Raw genomic sequence first — 16,019 nt, forward strand, 5'->3', positions numbered from 1 at the left:
ACGTTGTGATGCTGATTGAGCAGATTACCCCCATCCACAACCCGGCGCTGGCAGCGCAACTTAAGCACGCCATCGACCATAAAACCAAGCCGTTGGGCAGTCTCGGCCGGCTGGAGGGATTAGCGCTGCAAATCGGCCTGATTCAGCAAACCGCCACGCCCACGGTCGAGCGGCCGGCCATGGTGATCTACGCGGCGGATCATGGTGTGGCGGAAGAACGCATTTCCCTCTACCCGCCCTGCGTGACGCGCCAGATGGTGGAGAATTTCCTGGCGGGCGGCGCGGCCAGCAGTGTGCTGGCGCGGCAGAACGGTTTCGAGGTGGTCATCGTCGACGGCGGCGTCGCTCACGATTTTGGCGCACGCGCGGACTTGGTTGACTGCAAAGTGCGTCATGGTAGTCGCAATTTCGTGCACGAACCGGCGATGACGCACGACGAATGCGCGCTGGCGATGACACGCGCCAAGGCGGTAGTCGACGGTCTAGCGGGCAATGTGGTGGCCTTCGGTGAAAAAGGCATCGGCAATACCACGCCGTCGGCGGCGCTGATGCACCTGATGACCGGCATTCCGCTCGCCGAATGCGTCGGCGCCGGCACCGGACTCAACCGCGAAGGTATCGCCCACAAGCAGCGGGTCATCGAGCGCGCGCTGGCGCGGCACGGCTATCCGCAAGATCCGCTGGCGGTGATGGCCACCTACGGCGGCATCGAGATCGCCATGATGGCAGCCGGCATGCTCGCCGCCGCCGCCCGTCGCAAGGTGGTGCTCGTCGATGGTTTCATCGCCACCAGTGCGCTCTTGGTGGCGCTCAAACTGCAACCGGCACTGATCGATTACTGCGTGTTCTCGCACTGTTCGGACGAACATGGTCACACGCAGATGCTGCAATACCTCGGCGTCTCGCCGTTGCTGCATCTGAACCTGCGTCTGGGCGAGGCGACCGGCTGCGCGTTGGCATTGCCGTATCTGCAGGCAGCGGTGAATTTCCTCAGCGAGATGGCCACCTTCGAAGCCGCCGCGGTCAGCGAGGCGCTGGCATGAGTGCGCTGATTCGGCGCTTTTTCATCGCCCTGCAGTTTTTTACCTGCATCCCGATCCCGCGCTGGGTCGGCTTCGAGGCCGACTGGCTCAAGCACGCGGCGGGGTTCTTTCCGCTGATCGGCCTCGTGGTCGGCGCGCTTACCGCCGCCGTGTTCGCGGTCTGCGCGCATTGGTTGCCGCTGCCGGTCGCCATTGTGCTGTCGATGGCCGCCGGCGCCTACCTGACGCGCGCCATGCACGAAGACGGCTTTGCCGACGTATGCGACGGCTTCGGCGGCGGCTGGGAACGAGAGCGCGTGCTGGCGATCATGAAGGATTCGTGTGTCGGCAGTTTCGGCCTGACCGGCATGCTGCTGATGCTGGGCTTGAAATTCGCCTGCCTGACCACCCTGCCCGCCACGGCGCTCGTGCCGGCGCTTCTCTTGGCGCATCCGCTATCGCGCTTCATGGCGACGTTGCTGATCTGGCGCCTTGACTATGCCCGGCCGGGCGAGAGCAAGGCGCGCGCCGTGGCGGAGCACATGAGCGGCGCCGACGTGGCCCTGGCCGTCTGCGCCGGGCTACTGCCCACGCTGGCGCTGGCCGCCTGGCTCGGCCTGACCGGCCGCGCGTTGGCGGCGGCCTGCGCGTTCGCGCTTGTCGCCACGCTGTGGCTCGCCCGGCTGTTCGTGCGCCGTATCGGCGGCTATACCGGCGACTGCCTGGGCGCTGTGCAGCAAGTCAGTGAAGTTGCCGTCTATCTCGGCCTATTGGCCATGTTGAACCATTAATCCACTCCCACCTTAGGAGCCATGACGATGCAGATCCCCCACATTGCCCCCACTCACGACGCCGCGTTGGCCCAGCGCCTGCAACACGCCATCGACAACAAGACCAAGCCGGTCGGCAGTCTCGGCCGCTTGGAATCCTTGGCCAAACAATTGGGCCTGATTCAGCGCACCGCCGACATCGAGATTCGTGACCCGGCCATCTTGGTGTTCGCCGGTGATCACGGCGTGGTCGCCGAAGGCGTTTCCGCCTATCCGCAAGACGTCACCTGGCAAATGGTGGAGAATTTCCTGGCCAACGGCGCCGCCATCAACGTCTTCGCCCGCCAGACCGGCTGCGCCTTGCATGTCGTCGACGCCGGGGTCAATCACGACTTCGGCGTGCGCGACGGCCTGATCGATCGCAAAGTGGCGCCGGGCACGGCCAATTTCGCCCAAGGGCCGGCGATGACCCAAGCGCAATGCGCCCAGGCGCTGGAGCGCGGCATGGCGCTGGCGCGCGACGTACCGGGCAACGTGGTCGGCTTTGGCGAGATGGGCATCGGCAATACCACCGCGGCGGCGGCGCTGATGCACAAACTCGCCGGCGTACCGGTGGCCGATTGCGTCGGCGCCGGCACCGGCCTGACGCCGGAAGGCATTTCGCGCAAGCAGCAAGTGATCGAGGCGGCGATGGCCAAGCATGGCACGCTGTGCGATCCGCTTGCCGTTCTGGCAACCTTCGGCGGCTTCGAAATCGCCATGATGGCAGGCGCCATGCTGCAATCGGCTGCCGACCGCAAGCTGTTGTTGATCGACGGCTTCATCACCACGAGCGCCTTGCTGGTAGCGGCACAAGTACAACCGGCGATCCTCGACTACTGCGTATTCGCCCACGCCTCGCACGAAAACGGCCACGCACGCATGCTGGCCAAGCTGGGCGCCGAACCGCTGTTGCATCTGGATCTACGTTTGGGCGAGGGCACCGGCGCCGCGCTGGCGCTGCCGATCGTGCAGGCGGCGGTGAGCTTCCTGCGTCAGATGGCCACCTTCGAATCGGCCGCTGTCAGCCAACAGTGCATGTAAGCGTATGCGCCTTTGGCTGATCCGGCATCCGCGCCCCGAGGTCGAACCCGGCATCTGTTATGGCCGGAGCGACCTCGGGGTCGGCGACGATACGCTGGCCGCCGCCGTGGGCGCGCTCGCGCCACGCCTGCCGTCGGGCGTGCCGCTATTTAGCAGCCCCTTGAAACGCTGTGCCTGCTTGGCCGAGGCGCTGGCGCCGGGTGCGGTTCGCTACGACGCGCGTTTGATGGAAATGGACTTCGGCGCCTGGGAGATGCGGCACTGGCAGGACATCGCCCGTGCCGAGGTCGATGCCTGGGCGCAGGATCTCCCGCACTACCGCCCAGGCGGGGGCGAGAGCCTGACGCAAATGGCCGAACGCGTCGCCGCGTTTTGCCACGCCTTGCGGCATGACGGGGTCGAACAAGCCGCGGTAGTTTGTCACGCCGGCACCATCCGCCTGCTCGACACCATCAGCCGCGGCCTGCCGCCGCAAGCCGCAGCGGCAGAGACGCACAACATTCCCTATGGCGCGTTGCTGACGCTCGACACCCCGGAGGAAGGAATACGATGAGTTGCACATTAATCATGGGCGGCGCGCGTTCGGGCAAAAGCGCCTGGGCGGAAAGCGAGGCGATCGCCCGCGGCAAGGCGGTGATTTACATCGCCACCTCGCGTGTCGGCGACGCCGAGATGGCGGCGCGCATCGCCCACCATCGCGCGCGCCGGCCTGCGCATTGGCAAACGGTGGAGGAGTCCTTGTCCCTGGCGGCGACGCTCGCGGCGCACAGCCGGCCGGACAATCTGATCCTGGTCGATTGTCTGACGCTGTGGCTGTCGAACCTGTTGTTCGCCGAAGGCGAGGATTATCCCGAAGTCGGTGAGATTGCGCTGCCGGCGCGTTTTCATGCCGAACGCGCGGCGCTGTTGGAGACGCTGCCGACGCTGCCGGGCGACATTCTGCTCGTCAGCAACGAAGTCGGCATGGGCATCGTGCCGTGGGGGGCGGTGTCGCGCGCCTTTGCTGACGAAGCGGGCCGTCTGAATCAAGCGTTGGCACAGCGCTGTCAACGGGTGGTCATGTTGATCGCCGGCTTGCCGTTGACGCTCAAAGAGGTCGCAACTTAAGCTTATCCGCCTTGAAGTCTTGCCAGGAGGTTGCCATGACGACGACCCGCCAAACATGGCTACGTCTTTTATCCGCGTTGATCCTGCTGTTGCCGCTCGGTGCTTGCGCCAACCCGGACGCCTTGTGGCAGATCGTGCACGAACAATGCGTGCCCAACCAGCGGCAGCATGGCCAGCCCGCGCCTTGCGCCGAGGTCACGCTGGCGCCGGACGAAGCGCACGGCCATGTGGTGCTCAAGGACCGCAACGGCCCGCTGCAATACCTGTTGATGCCCACCGCCAAGATCAGCGGCATCGAAAGCGCACAGCTGTTGGCGGCGGATACACCCAATTTCTTCGCCGAGGCTTGGCGCGCACGCGGCTACATGGCACGGAAGCTCGGCCAGCCGATCGACCGCAGCGCCATCGCGCTGACCGTCAACTCGCCCGGCGGCCGCAGCCAGAACCAGCTGCACATTCATATTTCCTGCATCAACCCCGCGGTGCGCAACCGCTTGGCCGCGCTGCAAACCCAGATCGGCCCTCGCTGGCAGCCTTTGCCTGGCGGGCTCAACGGTCACGCCTACCAGGCCCGCCGGGTGACCGGCGCCGATCTCGACGGCATCGACCCGATCAAGGATCTGGCCGCGTCGCTACCCGGCGCGCGTGCTGCCATGGGCGACTATACGCTGGCGGTGGTGGCTACGCGCTTTGCCGACGGCAATGACGGCTTTTATCTCCTGGCGGATAAGGCGGACCTGCTAAGCGGCGATGTCGCTTCCGCCGAGGGAGACATTCAGGATCATGATTGCGCGGTGTTGAAACAGCCGTAAAACGTCAGGCGGTTCTCACGCAATCGCGGCCATCGGCCTTGGCTTGGTACATGGCGCGATCGGCTCGGCGCAGCACCGCGTCTATCGAGGGATCGTCGTCGGCAAGACTCGCCACGCCAACACTGATGGTCGGCGCAACCACGTCACCCTCGCCGGCGTCGACCCGCAGCACGCGCAAGGCGCGGCACATGCGCTCAGCCATCAGGCAGGCGGCATCCTGCGCGGTCGACGGCAGCAATACCGCGAACTCCTCGCCGCCGATCCGACCCAGCACGTCGCTGGCGCGCATCCATGATTGAAAATGCTCGGCCACGGCCTTGAGCACCTTGTCGCCCGCTTGGTGGCCGTAGCGATCGTTGATCTGTTTGAAATGATCGAGGTCGATCAGCAACACCGACAACGGATGACGATGGCGCCGCGCCAACGTCATCTCGCGACCGGCGGCCTGAAAGAAGTGCCGGTGGTTGCTGACGCCGGTCAATGAATCGGTCAGCGCCTGATTCTTCAGCTCTTCCTTCAACAAGTGCAATTCGGTGATGTCGGTGGAAAAACCGATCAAGGCCTGCGGTTCTCCCGGCAGCGCGATCGGCACCTTGACCGTCCAATAGTGACGCACGCGCCCCTGCAGGTCGACCATCGACTCCTCGCCGCTCTGTTTTCCGCCTTGCTCGAACACCTTGCGATCGAGCTCGCCAAAATTTTCCACGGCGTTTTCCGGCATCAGGTCGACATCGCGCCGGCCGACCACATCGGCCGGCGTGGCGCCGTACAGCGCGGCCGTTTGCTGATTGACGTACAGGTAGCGCCGGTCGGGGCTCTTGATGTAGACATAGGCGTCAACGTGGTTCAACACCGTGTCGAGCAGTAGACGCTGACGACGCAAATCTTTTTCCAGCGCCTTGCGCTCGGTGATGTCGTCGGCAATGGCGCACATGCCGATGATGTGTCCTTGGTCATCGCGAAGCGGCGCTTTGATCGTCCAGTAGACGCGCCGTTCGGCACTGCCGCGCAACACGACCTCCTCCTCGACGCGCAAGGTCTCGCCCTGCTCGATCACGCGGCGATCATGCTGATGACGCGGGTCGGAATAGGCCGGATCGAAGAAAGCGCCATCGTCGCGTCCGAGCAACTGCGCGAGCGGCACGCCCAGCAACGCGCACACCTGGCCATTGGCATAGGTGTAGCGACCCTCCCGGTCTTTGGTAAAGACATAGGCGCCCACATTGTCCAGCACGGCACGCAAATGCCGCAGTTCGCGTGACATCGCCAGCATTGGATCGTCTTGATCTGACAAACCGGCACTCCATGCAGTGTTCCGAGACGGCGGAACGGATAAATCATTGAAGAAACGGCCCGGGACCGGGCCGTGTGCGTGGCGGCATTGTAGGAGTCACCACGGGGCGGTGGCAAGCGTTCTGCCGCGACGAAGACAATTCAAAATCAAACGCTTAACACCATCGCAACCATTTTGAACCCGTCTTGGCCCCATGCCTGACCGGCCAGCCAGTCGCCGCAAAGGTCGGACTGCCTCACTATGCATTAAACATAGAAGAAAAAGCAATTCAACCCGTTATGGCTACGGCAGCCTACCACACCAAGGGATATTCAATGAGACAAGGGACCCGTTTTCTAGGCCTGTGCTTAGCCTTGCTGGCCACCACGGCCCTGGCCGAACCGGTCGCGCCGCCTGACGCGCACTTCGACACGGTACTTTCTCCGGCGCGGCCGCTATCCGCGGAAGAGGCGCTGCGGGAAACGCCGCCGGCGCAACCCTACGACAAACCAACCTATACCTATCTACGCTGCTACTACCGGGTCAGCAACGACCCCAATATCGCCGCCACAGACTACGTCTGGGCACGCGACCCGGCCGCCAACGATTACTATCGCTTGCATGGCGTTTGGCGCAATGGCGGCTTACTGCCTTGGCAATCGATGTTCTATAGCGCCGCGACGCAGCAAGCCTTGCGAGACATCTGCCGCCAAACACTGGCCTCGACGGCCGCCGGCCGCGAGCCGGCGATGGTCGCCGCCGCCAACAACGCGCTGTCGTACAATCATGCCGTTTGGACTCTGGCCGACACCGCGCCGGGGGACGGCGTCGAGCGTCTGATCGCCTTTGGCGACAGCCTGTCCGACATCCAGAACATGTATGCGATCTCACAGTGGAAGGCGCCGCAAAACCCCACCTGGTTTCTGGGGCGCTTCAGTAATGGACCGGTATGGGTGGAACGGCTGGCGTCCGCGCTCGATTTGCCGCTGTACGATTGGGCGATCGGCGGCGCTGCCGGTCATCGTGAAATCATCCTGCCGGGGCTACGCCAACAGATCGCGTCTTGGCTAACCTATACCCGTGACGACCCGGCATACCGGCCGGAACGCACCTTATTCACCTTATGGGTCGGCGGCAATGACTTGATCAGCTATCATCGCACGCCGGCGCAAGTGGTCGACGACATGCAGGCCTCGCTGCAGCAGCTGATTGCCCATGGCGCGCGCCGCCTGCTGGTGCTCAACCTGCCAGACCTGGGACGGGCGCCCATCGCTCAGGCGCGCGGCCTCAGCGCCAAATTGACGGCGCAGACCGACATGTACAACGCACTCTTGGCGACCATGGTATCGACACTGCAGCAGACGTACGGCGCCGCGGTGTCGCTGCAGCTATTCGACACCCATGCGCTGTTTAACGACATCATCGCCCATCCGGCGAATTACCAGATCGACAACATCAGCGACAACTGCCTGGCGATCAAACCGGCGAGCAAACTGCCTTGGCCCTATCTGCTCCGGCACGCCTCATCGCCGGCCTGCGCCAACGCCGACCGCTACCTGTTTTGGGACCCGCTGCATCCGACCGCCCGCACGCACGCCATCCTGGCCGAGCATGTGATCGCGCTGTTGCGCGCGCCCTCGCCTCATGGGCGGTGACGCGCGCGGCAAGCGTCAAGCCGAGGCGACATGCCGCAAAATCGGGTAACGCGGCTCCCATACGTGGGCACGGATGCGGGCCTCGATCTGGTCGAGGGTCATCGATTCGTCCAGCAGCCCCTCGTGCAGGGCGCGCATGCCCACGGCCAGCGCCACGCTATACGACACGCGGCGCAAATCGCTGACCGGCGGCAGCAGGTTGCAGCGCGGATTGGCGCGCGCAGGCGAAATCGCGGCCAACGCCTTGGCGGCGGCCATGAACAGACTGTCGGGGATGGTGCGGATCTTCAGCGCCACCGCGGCAAGGCCGACCCCCGGGAAAATATAGGAATTATTGGTCTGGTCGATCTTGTACGGCCGGCCATCGCGCTCGACCGGTTCGAACGGGCTGCCGGTGCCGACCACGGCACGGCCGGCGGTCCAAGCCAACAGGTCGACGGGGCGCGCCTCGCTGTTCGAGGTGGGGTTCGACAACGGGAAAATCACCGGCTGCGCCACGTGCTTGGCCATTTCGCGCACCACCTGCTCGCTGAATGCGCCGCGCTGGCCGGAAACGCCGATGAGCACCGTCGGTTTGGCATGGCGCATCACATCCAACAAGCTGATGCAGTCGGCGCGCTCAGGCGCCCAGCCGGCCACCGCGGCAGCCGGTTGCACAAACCGCTGTTGGAAGTTTTCCAGGCCCACCGAGGACGGCATACCCTCGACGAGCAGCCCCTGGCGGTCGACGAGCCAGAAACGCCGGTCGGCCTCCTCCGACGAAAGCCCCGCCTCGCATAGCGCGCGGTGAATCAGCGCGGCAATGCCGCAGCCGGCGGAGCCGGCGCCGAGCACCGCAATGCGCTGCTCGGTCAGCGGTACGCCGGTGACATTGATGGCGGCGAGCAGCGTGCCGGTGGCAACGGCGGCGGTACCCTGGACATCGTCGTTGAACGTGCACAAATCGTCGCGGTATTTGGCCAACAGACGGCTGGCGTTGTGCTTGGCGAAGTCTTCCCACTGCAACAGCACATGCGGCCAGCGTTCTTTCACGGCGGCTACGAATTCTTCGATGAAGGCATCGTACTCGGCGCCACGCACGCGCTGATGGCGCCAGCCGACGTACAGCGGATCGGCCAGGCAATCCGGGTTATCGGTGCCGACGTCCAGCATGATCGGTAGCGTGGTACGCGGATTGAGCCCGCTGCAGCCGACATACAGCGCAAGCTTGCCGATCGGAATGCCCATGCCGCCCGCGCCCTGATCGCCAAGGCCTAGAATGCGCTCGCCATCGGTGACGACGATGGCCTCTACCGCGTCGAACATCGGATTGGCCAGGATCTGGCGAATCAGGTGCTTGTACGGATAGCTCAAGAACAGGCCGCGCGGCCGGCGGTACAGGTGGCTGAATCGTTGACAACCGGCGCCGACGGTCGGTGTGTAGATCAGCGGCAGCATCTCCTCGATGTTCTGAGTCAAGAGCGCGTAAAACAACGTTTCATTGCTGTCTTGCAGGTCCCGCAGCATGACGTAGCGGTCCAGGTCGCTACCTAGCGCGCGCAAAGCCTCCAGCCGGCGGGCCACCTGCTCTTCCAACGTTTGCACCGAAGGCGGCAGAAAGCCATGCAGATGCAGCTCGTCGCGTTCGGCTTCGGTAAAAGCCGTCCCCTTGTTGAGCAACGGATTGGACAGCACGTCAAGCTGACGCAATTCGGTTTCGATATTCAACGGTCCGGCGGAGGGATGGGCGGCACTCGAAGACGAAGAGGCGGGCATGCGGTGATCTTTCTTTGCGTAGGGCGAAATCCTATTATTTTCGGTCAAAGCGCCCGCCTACCCCATGCGTATTTTGCATGGAATAAGTACGTAAATTTATCACCCGCTTCCGTTCAGCGCGCAAACAACCAAACGGACAGCACAACCCCGACCAAGACGACGAAACCGCGTAGCCACTTCTCCGGCAGGCGATGCATCAGCCAGGCGCCAAGCACCCCGCCGCCTATCCCGCCAACAGCCAGCGCCAATGCGGCCAGCCAGTTGATCTGCGGCGAGAACGCAAAAATCGCCACCGCAGACGCATTCATCGTCATCGCCAGCGCGTTCTTGGTAGCGGTGGCGGTACGTACTTGCTGCCCGGCAACGGTCAGCGCGGCCAGCATTAAAATACCGATACCACCACCGAAATAACCGCCGTAGAGCGCGATGACGCCCTGAATCGCCATCAATGCGCCGGACGGCATCGACGTGACCTGCTGTTGGCCCGATTTGCGCAGGAAACTACCCCAGAAGAACACGGTGGTGGCGAAGAGCACGAGCCAAGGCACCAAGTGCGTAAACACGCTGACCGGAGTAGACAGCAGCAGCCACGCGCCCAGCACGCCGCCCGCCAAGCTCAGCAGGAAGAGCGTTCGGAAGCGCAACGGGCCGACGCCTTCGACCAACCGGCGCCCGGCAACGGCGGAGGTGATTTGGCTGGGAAACAGCGCGATGGTGGAGGTCATATTGGCCGCCAGCGGGTTGAGTCCCGCCAACAACAAGGCCGGAAAGGTAATGAACGATCCTCCGCCCGCCAAGACATTTTGTGTGCCGGCATAGAGGCCGGCCAAAGCAATCAAAGCGAGCGTCGACCAGGGCAGAGTCGCAACATTCATAGTGATATTAACTAACAAATGAAAATAATCTTCGACAATTGAGATATCATAGAACGCCGAGCGAGACTCCAGACCCAACGCCATCTCCGAATCCAAACCATATCATGATCCGTTTCCGCCAAATAGAAGCCTTTCGCCATTTGATCATCACCGGCACCGGCACCGCCGCGGCCAAACGCATGCAGATCACCCAGCCGGCGATCAGCCGCTTGATCTCGGACTTGGAGGAGGATCTAGGTTTCGCCTTGTTCCGCCGTGAAAAGGGACGCCTCGAGCCGACGGTCGCCGGCTTGCGCTTTTACCGTGCGGTGGAGGAGAACTTTCTCGGCTTGGAGCGCCTGAAACAGGTGGCCGACTCCATCCGCAGCGAAGCCTCCGAAAGCCTGAACATCACTTGCCTGCCCGTACTGTCGACCACGCTATTGCCGCTGGTGCTCAAAGTGTTCCGCCAGGCGCACCCGGACGTGGTGGTCAAGGTCGATCCCTGCAGTCTGGGGGACATCATGTCGCGTCTGCAGGACATGAAGACCGACGTCGCGCTGTCGCTGGAGTTCGCCGAAATCGCCGGCATCGAAATCGAGCCGATTTTCGAGACGCGCATGATGTGCGCCATGCCCAGCGATCATCCGCTGGCAGCCAAGACGATGATTACCCCGCAAGACCTCGAAGGCCAGAACGTCATCGGCTGGCTGCCTAAAGGCTCGCTATCCTTTGGCGTCGAGCGCTCGATCATCGAAGGCGCCGGCATTCACCCGCACTACACGGTGGAAACCAACAATTCGCATACACGCTACGCGATGGTGGCCAACGGGATGGGGATCTCGATCGTCGAACCATTCGCCTATACGGTATGGCAGGCGCACGGCGTGACCATCCGCCCCTTCGATCCGGCGCCGAGCTACGGCTATGTGCTGGCATACCCCCGCGCCAGCCTGCGCACGGAAATCACGCTCGACTTCCGACGCGCGGTACTGGAAGCGATCAAGCACTACAACTTCACCATGCCGCCGCATGGCTAGGGACCCTCTGAACAAGTTATTTGCCACTGTGTTCGGGGCGGCGGCCGGCATCAGCCTGATGCGGCGCTAGAAGCGCGTCCCGCCGCAGTGTCATTCACTGCAAGCAACAACGCGATGCGCAGCGCAGCAAGCACGTTGTCATTAAAAATGGCGCGTATTAAACTGTTGCACATGACTCAAGACAGCCAAATCGTTTCCGTCGATCTCGACGCCCCGACGCACGACCTAGACCGACTCATCGGCTCGCTCGAAACAGGCTCGGTGTTGCACGTACCCACTCTACCTTTCCAGCTGACGCCGGACGAGCGCGCGTCGCTCGACCCCGCCCACGCCGTCAAGGGCCGTAAAAACATCAGCCTGCCCCCCGCCGGCACGGCATTGATCGGCGTCGAGCCGGCCGATCCGGCGCACGCCACCTTACTGGGTTTAGTGACCCGTTACGCCAACGCCGCCCGGCTCTGGATCGATACGCTCTTCCCCCACTACCGCGCGCATCTTATCGCGGCGCCGACCAGCCTGCGCCTGCATCGCGTCGAAACGCGCCACACCTCTTGGCGCAAAGACGACAGCCGTTTGCACGTGGACGCCTTCCCCTCGCGCCCGAATCAAGGCGAGCGTATTTTGCGCGTCTTCATGAACATCAATCCCCATGGCGAACCCCGCGTTTGGCGCGTAGGCGAAGATTTCGAAACGGTGGCAAGGCGCTTTTTGCCGCGGCTACCGCGGCAATGGCCGGGTTCTGCCGCATTATTCAATGCGCTGGGCATCACCAAACGCCGCCGCAGCCGCTACGATCACATCATGATGCACCTGCACGACGCGATGAAAGCCGACATGGCCTATCAGCGCTCATGCGCGCAGATCACCCTCCCCTTTGCGCCGGGCGCAGGCTGGATCTGTTTCTCCGATCAAGCCTCTCACGCGGTCATGTCAGGTCAGTTCATGCTGGAGCAAACCTTCTTTCTCCAACCTCAGGACATGGCCGAACCTGAGCGCGCGCCGCTGGCGATATTGCAACGGCTTGCCGGTCGCTCACTGATTTAGGATCGTCCTAAGAGGGTGGCGCACTGCCTTCGGCGAGTGCACCCTACGCGCAGGCATGTCCCGTTGCGTAGGGCGCAATCGGCGCGCAACGCGCGGCATTGCGCCAAACCCCGTTTCTCACGATGCCAGTCTCATAAATAGACTGGCATCGCTCAATACAGCCGCGTCAAATTGACCCCCGCGCCTGCGATCGATTCCAATTTCGCCCACTTCGATCTTGGAATCCGTCGCCATGACCACCGCGCTTCTTCTTCCGCAGCACATCCAGCTCAATGCCTCGCCAGAGAACCGGCAGGCGGCAATCGGCCTGATCGCTGAGCGCATGACGGCATGCGGGTTGGCTCTGCCCGAATATGCCGACAGTCTGTGGCTGCGCGAAACCGTCACCAGCACCGAGCTAGGTCATGGCGTCGCCGTGCCTCACGGCATGCCGCAGCACCGGCACTGGGTCCAACGAACCGGCGTCGTGGTGCTGCAGATGCCGGCCGGCGTCGATTGGGGCGCGGGAAAAGTCCATTTGGCTTTTGGCATCGCCGCGCGCTCCGACGCTCATCTACCGCTGCTGCGCCAGCTGACGAGGCTGCTCAACGACCCGGCTCGTTTGGCGCCGCTGTTCACCACATCCGATGTCGGCACCTTTTGCACGCTCCTCAATGATGCGCCTCCCGCCACGGCACAGCCCGTTCTCGACGATCTGCCGCACCGCTTTCATTGGCGCGTGGATTATCCGAACGGGCTTCATGCCCGCCCCGCCAATGCCTGGGTCGAGACCACACGGCGCTTCGATGCAGTCATTCGTGCGCGCCTGGGCAGCGCCAGTGCTGACGGCCGGCAATTGCTTGCCTTGCTGCAACTAGGCGCGCGACAAGGCGATTTGCTGGCGATTTCCGCCGACGGGCCGCAAGCCGAGCAAGCGTTGCGTGCATTGCGCGCCACCCTCCAGCGGCAAAGCGCGCTCGAGAGCGCGCCCTTCCTTGCCTGCGCAGCGCTCGGCAATGAAGACGACGGCGCCACCATTGCCGGCATACCGGCTTGTCCCGGCACGGTCAGCGCGCCGACTTGGCGCCTGCCGACTTGCGCCGGGGGCATTGACGCGCCATTCACCTCATTGCTGGAGGAAGGCCGCCGCCTGGAACAAGCGCTGGGTCAAGCCCGGCAAGCATTGTCGCTGTTGATCGCCCGCAGCGCCGACCGGCTCGGCGAGAGCGCCGCCGCCATCCTTCAGGTGCAACGCACGATGTTAGAGGATCCGGCGTTGATTACCGCAGCCTGCCGGCACATGGCGCAAGGGCACAGCGCGGCCTGGTCATGGCGAGTCTCGATCGAAGACCAGGCCAGCGTCTTGGCGGCGTCGAATCAGCCGGCGGTACGCGCCAAGGCCGCCGACGTGCGCGACATGGGACGCCGGGTTCTGGAAGCGCTGGGAGCCCCGTCCGCGCATGACTGGGCCGCGGCGCTGCCGGCGGACAGCATCATCATCGCCGACGACATCCTGCCGTCGCAGATGGCGCAGCTATCGCCGGGGCGCATCCTCGGATTATGCCTTGCCGGCAGCGGGCCGCAGGCACACTCCGCCATTCTGGCCCGCGCGCTCGCACTCCCCTGCATGGTGGCCGGCGGCGACGCATTGCTGGCCGTACCGGACGGCACCCCGGCGCTGCTGGACGGCACGCGCGGCAGCCTGATACTGCACCCCGCGGCGCGGCCCCAGATGGAGACGCGCCTGGCCGGACCGCCCCCCAAAGACGTCACGCTATTGGCCAATGCCGACACCCCCGAGCAATGGCGGCGAGCCGCCGCGCTAGGCGCACAGGGCGTTGGCCTGATGCGCAGCGAAACGCTGCTGCTCGGCCAGCAGCAATGGCTGGATGAAGAAACGCAATATCAAGCCTTTCGCGCCATGATCGAAGCGCTCGAAGGCCGGCCGTTGGTGATTCGGGCGCTCGACCTGGGCGGCGACAAGGCATGGCCGGCATTGACGCACAGCGAGGAGCACAACCCCGCGCTTGGCTTGCGGGGCGCGCGCTGGCTGCTGGCGCATCCGGAACGGCTGCAGCCGCATCTACGCGCCCTCTACCGGGCCGCCAGTCATGGGCCCTTCTCGCTCATGTTCCCGATGATCACCGCGGTGGACGAAATGTTGGCCTTGCGCGCCATCTGCGAAACGGTCCGCGACACGCTGCGAGCGCCGACACTGCCCATCGGCGCCATGATCGAGGTCCCCGCCGCCGCATTGTTGGTGGACCGGCTGGCGCCGCACGCCGACTTCATGTCGATCGGCAGCAACGATTTGACGCAATACGTCCTGGCCATGGACCGGCAGCACCCGCTTTTCGCCAGCCATGCCGATGCCCGCCATCCCTCGGTGCTACGGCTGATCGCCCAAGCGTCGCGCGCCGCGCAGGCGCGCGGCTGCCCCCTATCGGTCTGCGGCGCGCTGGCGGGTCAGCCAGGCGGCGCACGGCTTTTGTACGGTCTCGGCGTTCGTACGCTATCGATTGCCGCCGCTGAGCTGGCATTGGCCAGCGCCGAATTGGGCGACCAAGACGCCGAAGCGATGACCGCGCTGGCCGATCAAGCGCTGCAAGCCGACACCCTGGCCGCCGTGCGCGCGCTCGTGCGGGAGGATGGCTGATGTATCCGATCATCACCGTCACGCTATGCCCCGCGCTGGATCAGACGCTGCACATTGACATACTGCGCCCCGGCGAGGTGAACGAAGCGGAAAACAGCCATATCGCCCCGGGCGGCAAGGGCATCAACGTCGCCAGTTGCCTGGCGGATTGGGGGCTGCCCGTCATTGCTACCGGCGTGCTCGGCATGGAAAACGCGGCGCCCTTCACCTCGCTGTTCGCGGCGAAGGGCATCTCCAACCGTTTCGTCCTGCAAGAGGGAGCCACGCGCAGCACGATCAAGCTTGTCGACCGCGCCAATGGTCAAACCACGGCCATCAATCAACCGGGACTGGCCATTCACCCCCAGGCATTCGAGGCCTGCTTACGGCAAATCGACCAACTCTGCGCGCCCGGCGTGCTGGTGGTGTTATCCGGCCGGCTGCCGCCCGGCCTGCCCGACACGACCTACGCGAGCCTAGCCGCCCGACTGATGCGGCAAGGCGCCCGCGTGGCGCTCGATTGCGGCGGCCCCGCACTGATGCATGCGGTGCTCGCGACACCCCCGTTTTGCGTCAAACCCAACCGGCACGAATTATCCCAAGCCATCGGGCTACCGTTGCCGGACATCCAGGATGTATTGCGGGCAGCGATCGGCTGGCACCGGCACGGCGTCGAACAAGTGGTTGTCTCGCTGGCGGCGGAAGGCGCGCTGTTTGTTGTCCAGGGGCAGGCCTGGATGGCCCAAAGCCCCAAGGTTCCGGTGCTCGGCAGGGTTGGCGCGGGCGATGCGCTGTTGGCGGGGTGGTTCGCCGCGCAGCACCAAAAACGAGGGCTGGAGGATGCCATGCGGCTCGCGCTGGCTTTCGCGACCGGCAAGCTTGGCCGGGTCGGACCGCACCTACCGAGCTTGCCCGCGGTAAGGGAATTGGCCCGTGCCGTGCGGCTCACCCGGTTGCCTGTTTGATGTTTGCTTTCATCATGGTTGATAA

General features: G+C 64.1%; 14 protein-coding genes. 11 read left to right on the forward strand and 3 right to left on the reverse strand.

The genetic code is table 11. The annotated features are described in order from the left end of the window. Positions 1 to 8 precede the first annotated feature (8 nt). The 6 genes from cobT (JOZ06_RS16885) to JOZ06_RS16910 are packed head-to-tail and all read left to right on the forward strand — an operon-like array spanning position 9 to position 4,794. On the forward strand, positions 9 to 1,043 hold the full coding sequence (cobT, locus tag JOZ06_RS16885) for a nicotinate-nucleotide--dimethylbenzimidazole phosphoribosyltransferase (protein ID WP_293234531.1): 1,035 nt from the start codon (positions 9 to 11) through the stop codon (positions 1,041 to 1,043). After that, the gene (locus JOZ06_RS16890; RefSeq protein ID WP_293234533.1) at positions 1,040 to 1,813 is read left to right on the forward strand and encodes an adenosylcobinamide-GDP ribazoletransferase; all 774 of its coding nucleotides are present in this window, start codon (positions 1,040 to 1,042) and stop codon (positions 1,811 to 1,813) included. Before cobT (JOZ06_RS16885) ends, JOZ06_RS16890 begins: the two co-directional genes overlap by 4 nt. 27 nt (positions 1,814 to 1,840) lie before the next feature. After that, a complete protein-coding gene (gene cobT, locus JOZ06_RS16895; RefSeq protein WP_293234535.1) occupies positions 1,841 to 2,875 on the forward strand; it encodes a nicotinate-nucleotide--dimethylbenzimidazole phosphoribosyltransferase in 1,035 nt (344 codons plus the stop codon). 4 nt (positions 2,876 to 2,879) lie between these two features. Further along, the gene (locus JOZ06_RS16900) at positions 2,880 to 3,428 is read left to right on the forward strand and encodes a histidine phosphatase family protein (protein ID WP_293234537.1); all 549 of its coding nucleotides are present in this window, start codon (positions 2,880 to 2,882) and stop codon (positions 3,426 to 3,428) included. After that, a complete protein-coding gene (gene cobU / locus JOZ06_RS16905) occupies positions 3,425 to 3,982 on the forward strand; it encodes a bifunctional adenosylcobinamide kinase/adenosylcobinamide-phosphate guanylyltransferase (RefSeq protein ID WP_293234539.1) in 558 nt (185 codons plus the stop codon). Before JOZ06_RS16900 ends, cobU begins: the two co-directional genes overlap by 4 nt. A gap of 35 nt (positions 3,983 to 4,017) precedes the next feature. After that, entirely contained in the window at positions 4,018 to 4,794 is a 777-nt protein-coding gene (locus tag JOZ06_RS16910; RefSeq protein WP_293234541.1) for a CDP-diacylglycerol diphosphatase, read from the forward strand. Positions 4,795 to 4,798: 4 nt separating this feature from the next. On the opposite strand, the gene JOZ06_RS16915 is transcribed toward JOZ06_RS16910, so the two are convergent. Then, positions 4,799 to 6,088, reverse strand: a complete 1,290-nt coding sequence (locus JOZ06_RS16915) for a GGDEF domain-containing protein (protein WP_293234543.1) — start codon at positions 6,086 to 6,088, stop codon at positions 4,799 to 4,801. Between the two features lie 314 nt (positions 6,089 to 6,402). On the opposite strand from JOZ06_RS16915, the gene JOZ06_RS16920 reads away from it, so the two are divergent. Continuing rightward, positions 6,403 to 7,722 (forward strand): SGNH/GDSL hydrolase family protein, encoded by a 1,320-nt coding sequence (locus tag JOZ06_RS16920; protein WP_293234545.1) that lies wholly within the window; start codon positions 6,403 to 6,405, stop codon positions 7,720 to 7,722. Positions 7,723 to 7,737: 15 nt separating this feature from the next. On the opposite strand, the gene JOZ06_RS16925 is transcribed toward JOZ06_RS16920, so the two are convergent. Beyond that, positions 7,738 to 9,477: an NAD-dependent malic enzyme gene (locus JOZ06_RS16925; RefSeq protein ID WP_293234547.1), complete on the reverse strand. Its 1,740-nt coding sequence runs from the start codon at positions 9,475 to 9,477 to the stop codon at positions 7,738 to 7,740. A 113-nt stretch (positions 9,478 to 9,590) separates the two neighbouring features. Further along, a complete protein-coding gene (locus JOZ06_RS16930; RefSeq protein WP_293234549.1) occupies positions 9,591 to 10,352 on the reverse strand; it encodes a sulfite exporter TauE/SafE family protein in 762 nt (253 codons plus the stop codon). A 104-nt stretch (positions 10,353 to 10,456) separates the two neighbouring features. Between JOZ06_RS16930 and JOZ06_RS16935 the strand changes: the two genes are divergently transcribed. From JOZ06_RS16935 to pfkB, 4 genes are all read left to right on the forward strand, one after another. Next, complete coding sequence (locus JOZ06_RS16935; RefSeq protein ID WP_293234551.1) at positions 10,457 to 11,371, forward strand: LysR substrate-binding domain-containing protein; 915 nt, start codon at positions 10,457 to 10,459, stop codon at positions 11,369 to 11,371. A gap of 147 nt (positions 11,372 to 11,518) precedes the next feature. Beyond that, positions 11,519 to 12,415, forward strand: a complete 897-nt coding sequence (locus JOZ06_RS16940) for a Kdo hydroxylase family protein (RefSeq protein WP_293234553.1) — start codon at positions 11,519 to 11,521, stop codon at positions 12,413 to 12,415. A gap of 232 nt (positions 12,416 to 12,647) precedes the next feature. After that, entirely contained in the window at positions 12,648 to 15,050 is a 2,403-nt protein-coding gene (locus tag JOZ06_RS16945) for a putative PEP-binding protein (protein WP_293234555.1), read from the forward strand. Next, on the forward strand, positions 15,050 to 15,994 hold the full coding sequence (gene pfkB / locus JOZ06_RS16950; RefSeq protein ID WP_293234557.1) for a 1-phosphofructokinase: 945 nt from the start codon (positions 15,050 to 15,052) through the stop codon (positions 15,992 to 15,994). Before JOZ06_RS16945 ends, pfkB begins: the two co-directional genes overlap by 1 nt. Positions 15,995 to 16,019: the final 25 nt, after the last annotated feature.

It is taken from the genome of Paludibacterium sp. (assembly GCF_019232825.1).
In the GTDB taxonomy this organism is placed as follows: Bacteria; Pseudomonadota; Gammaproteobacteria; order Burkholderiales; family Chromobacteriaceae; genus Paludibacterium.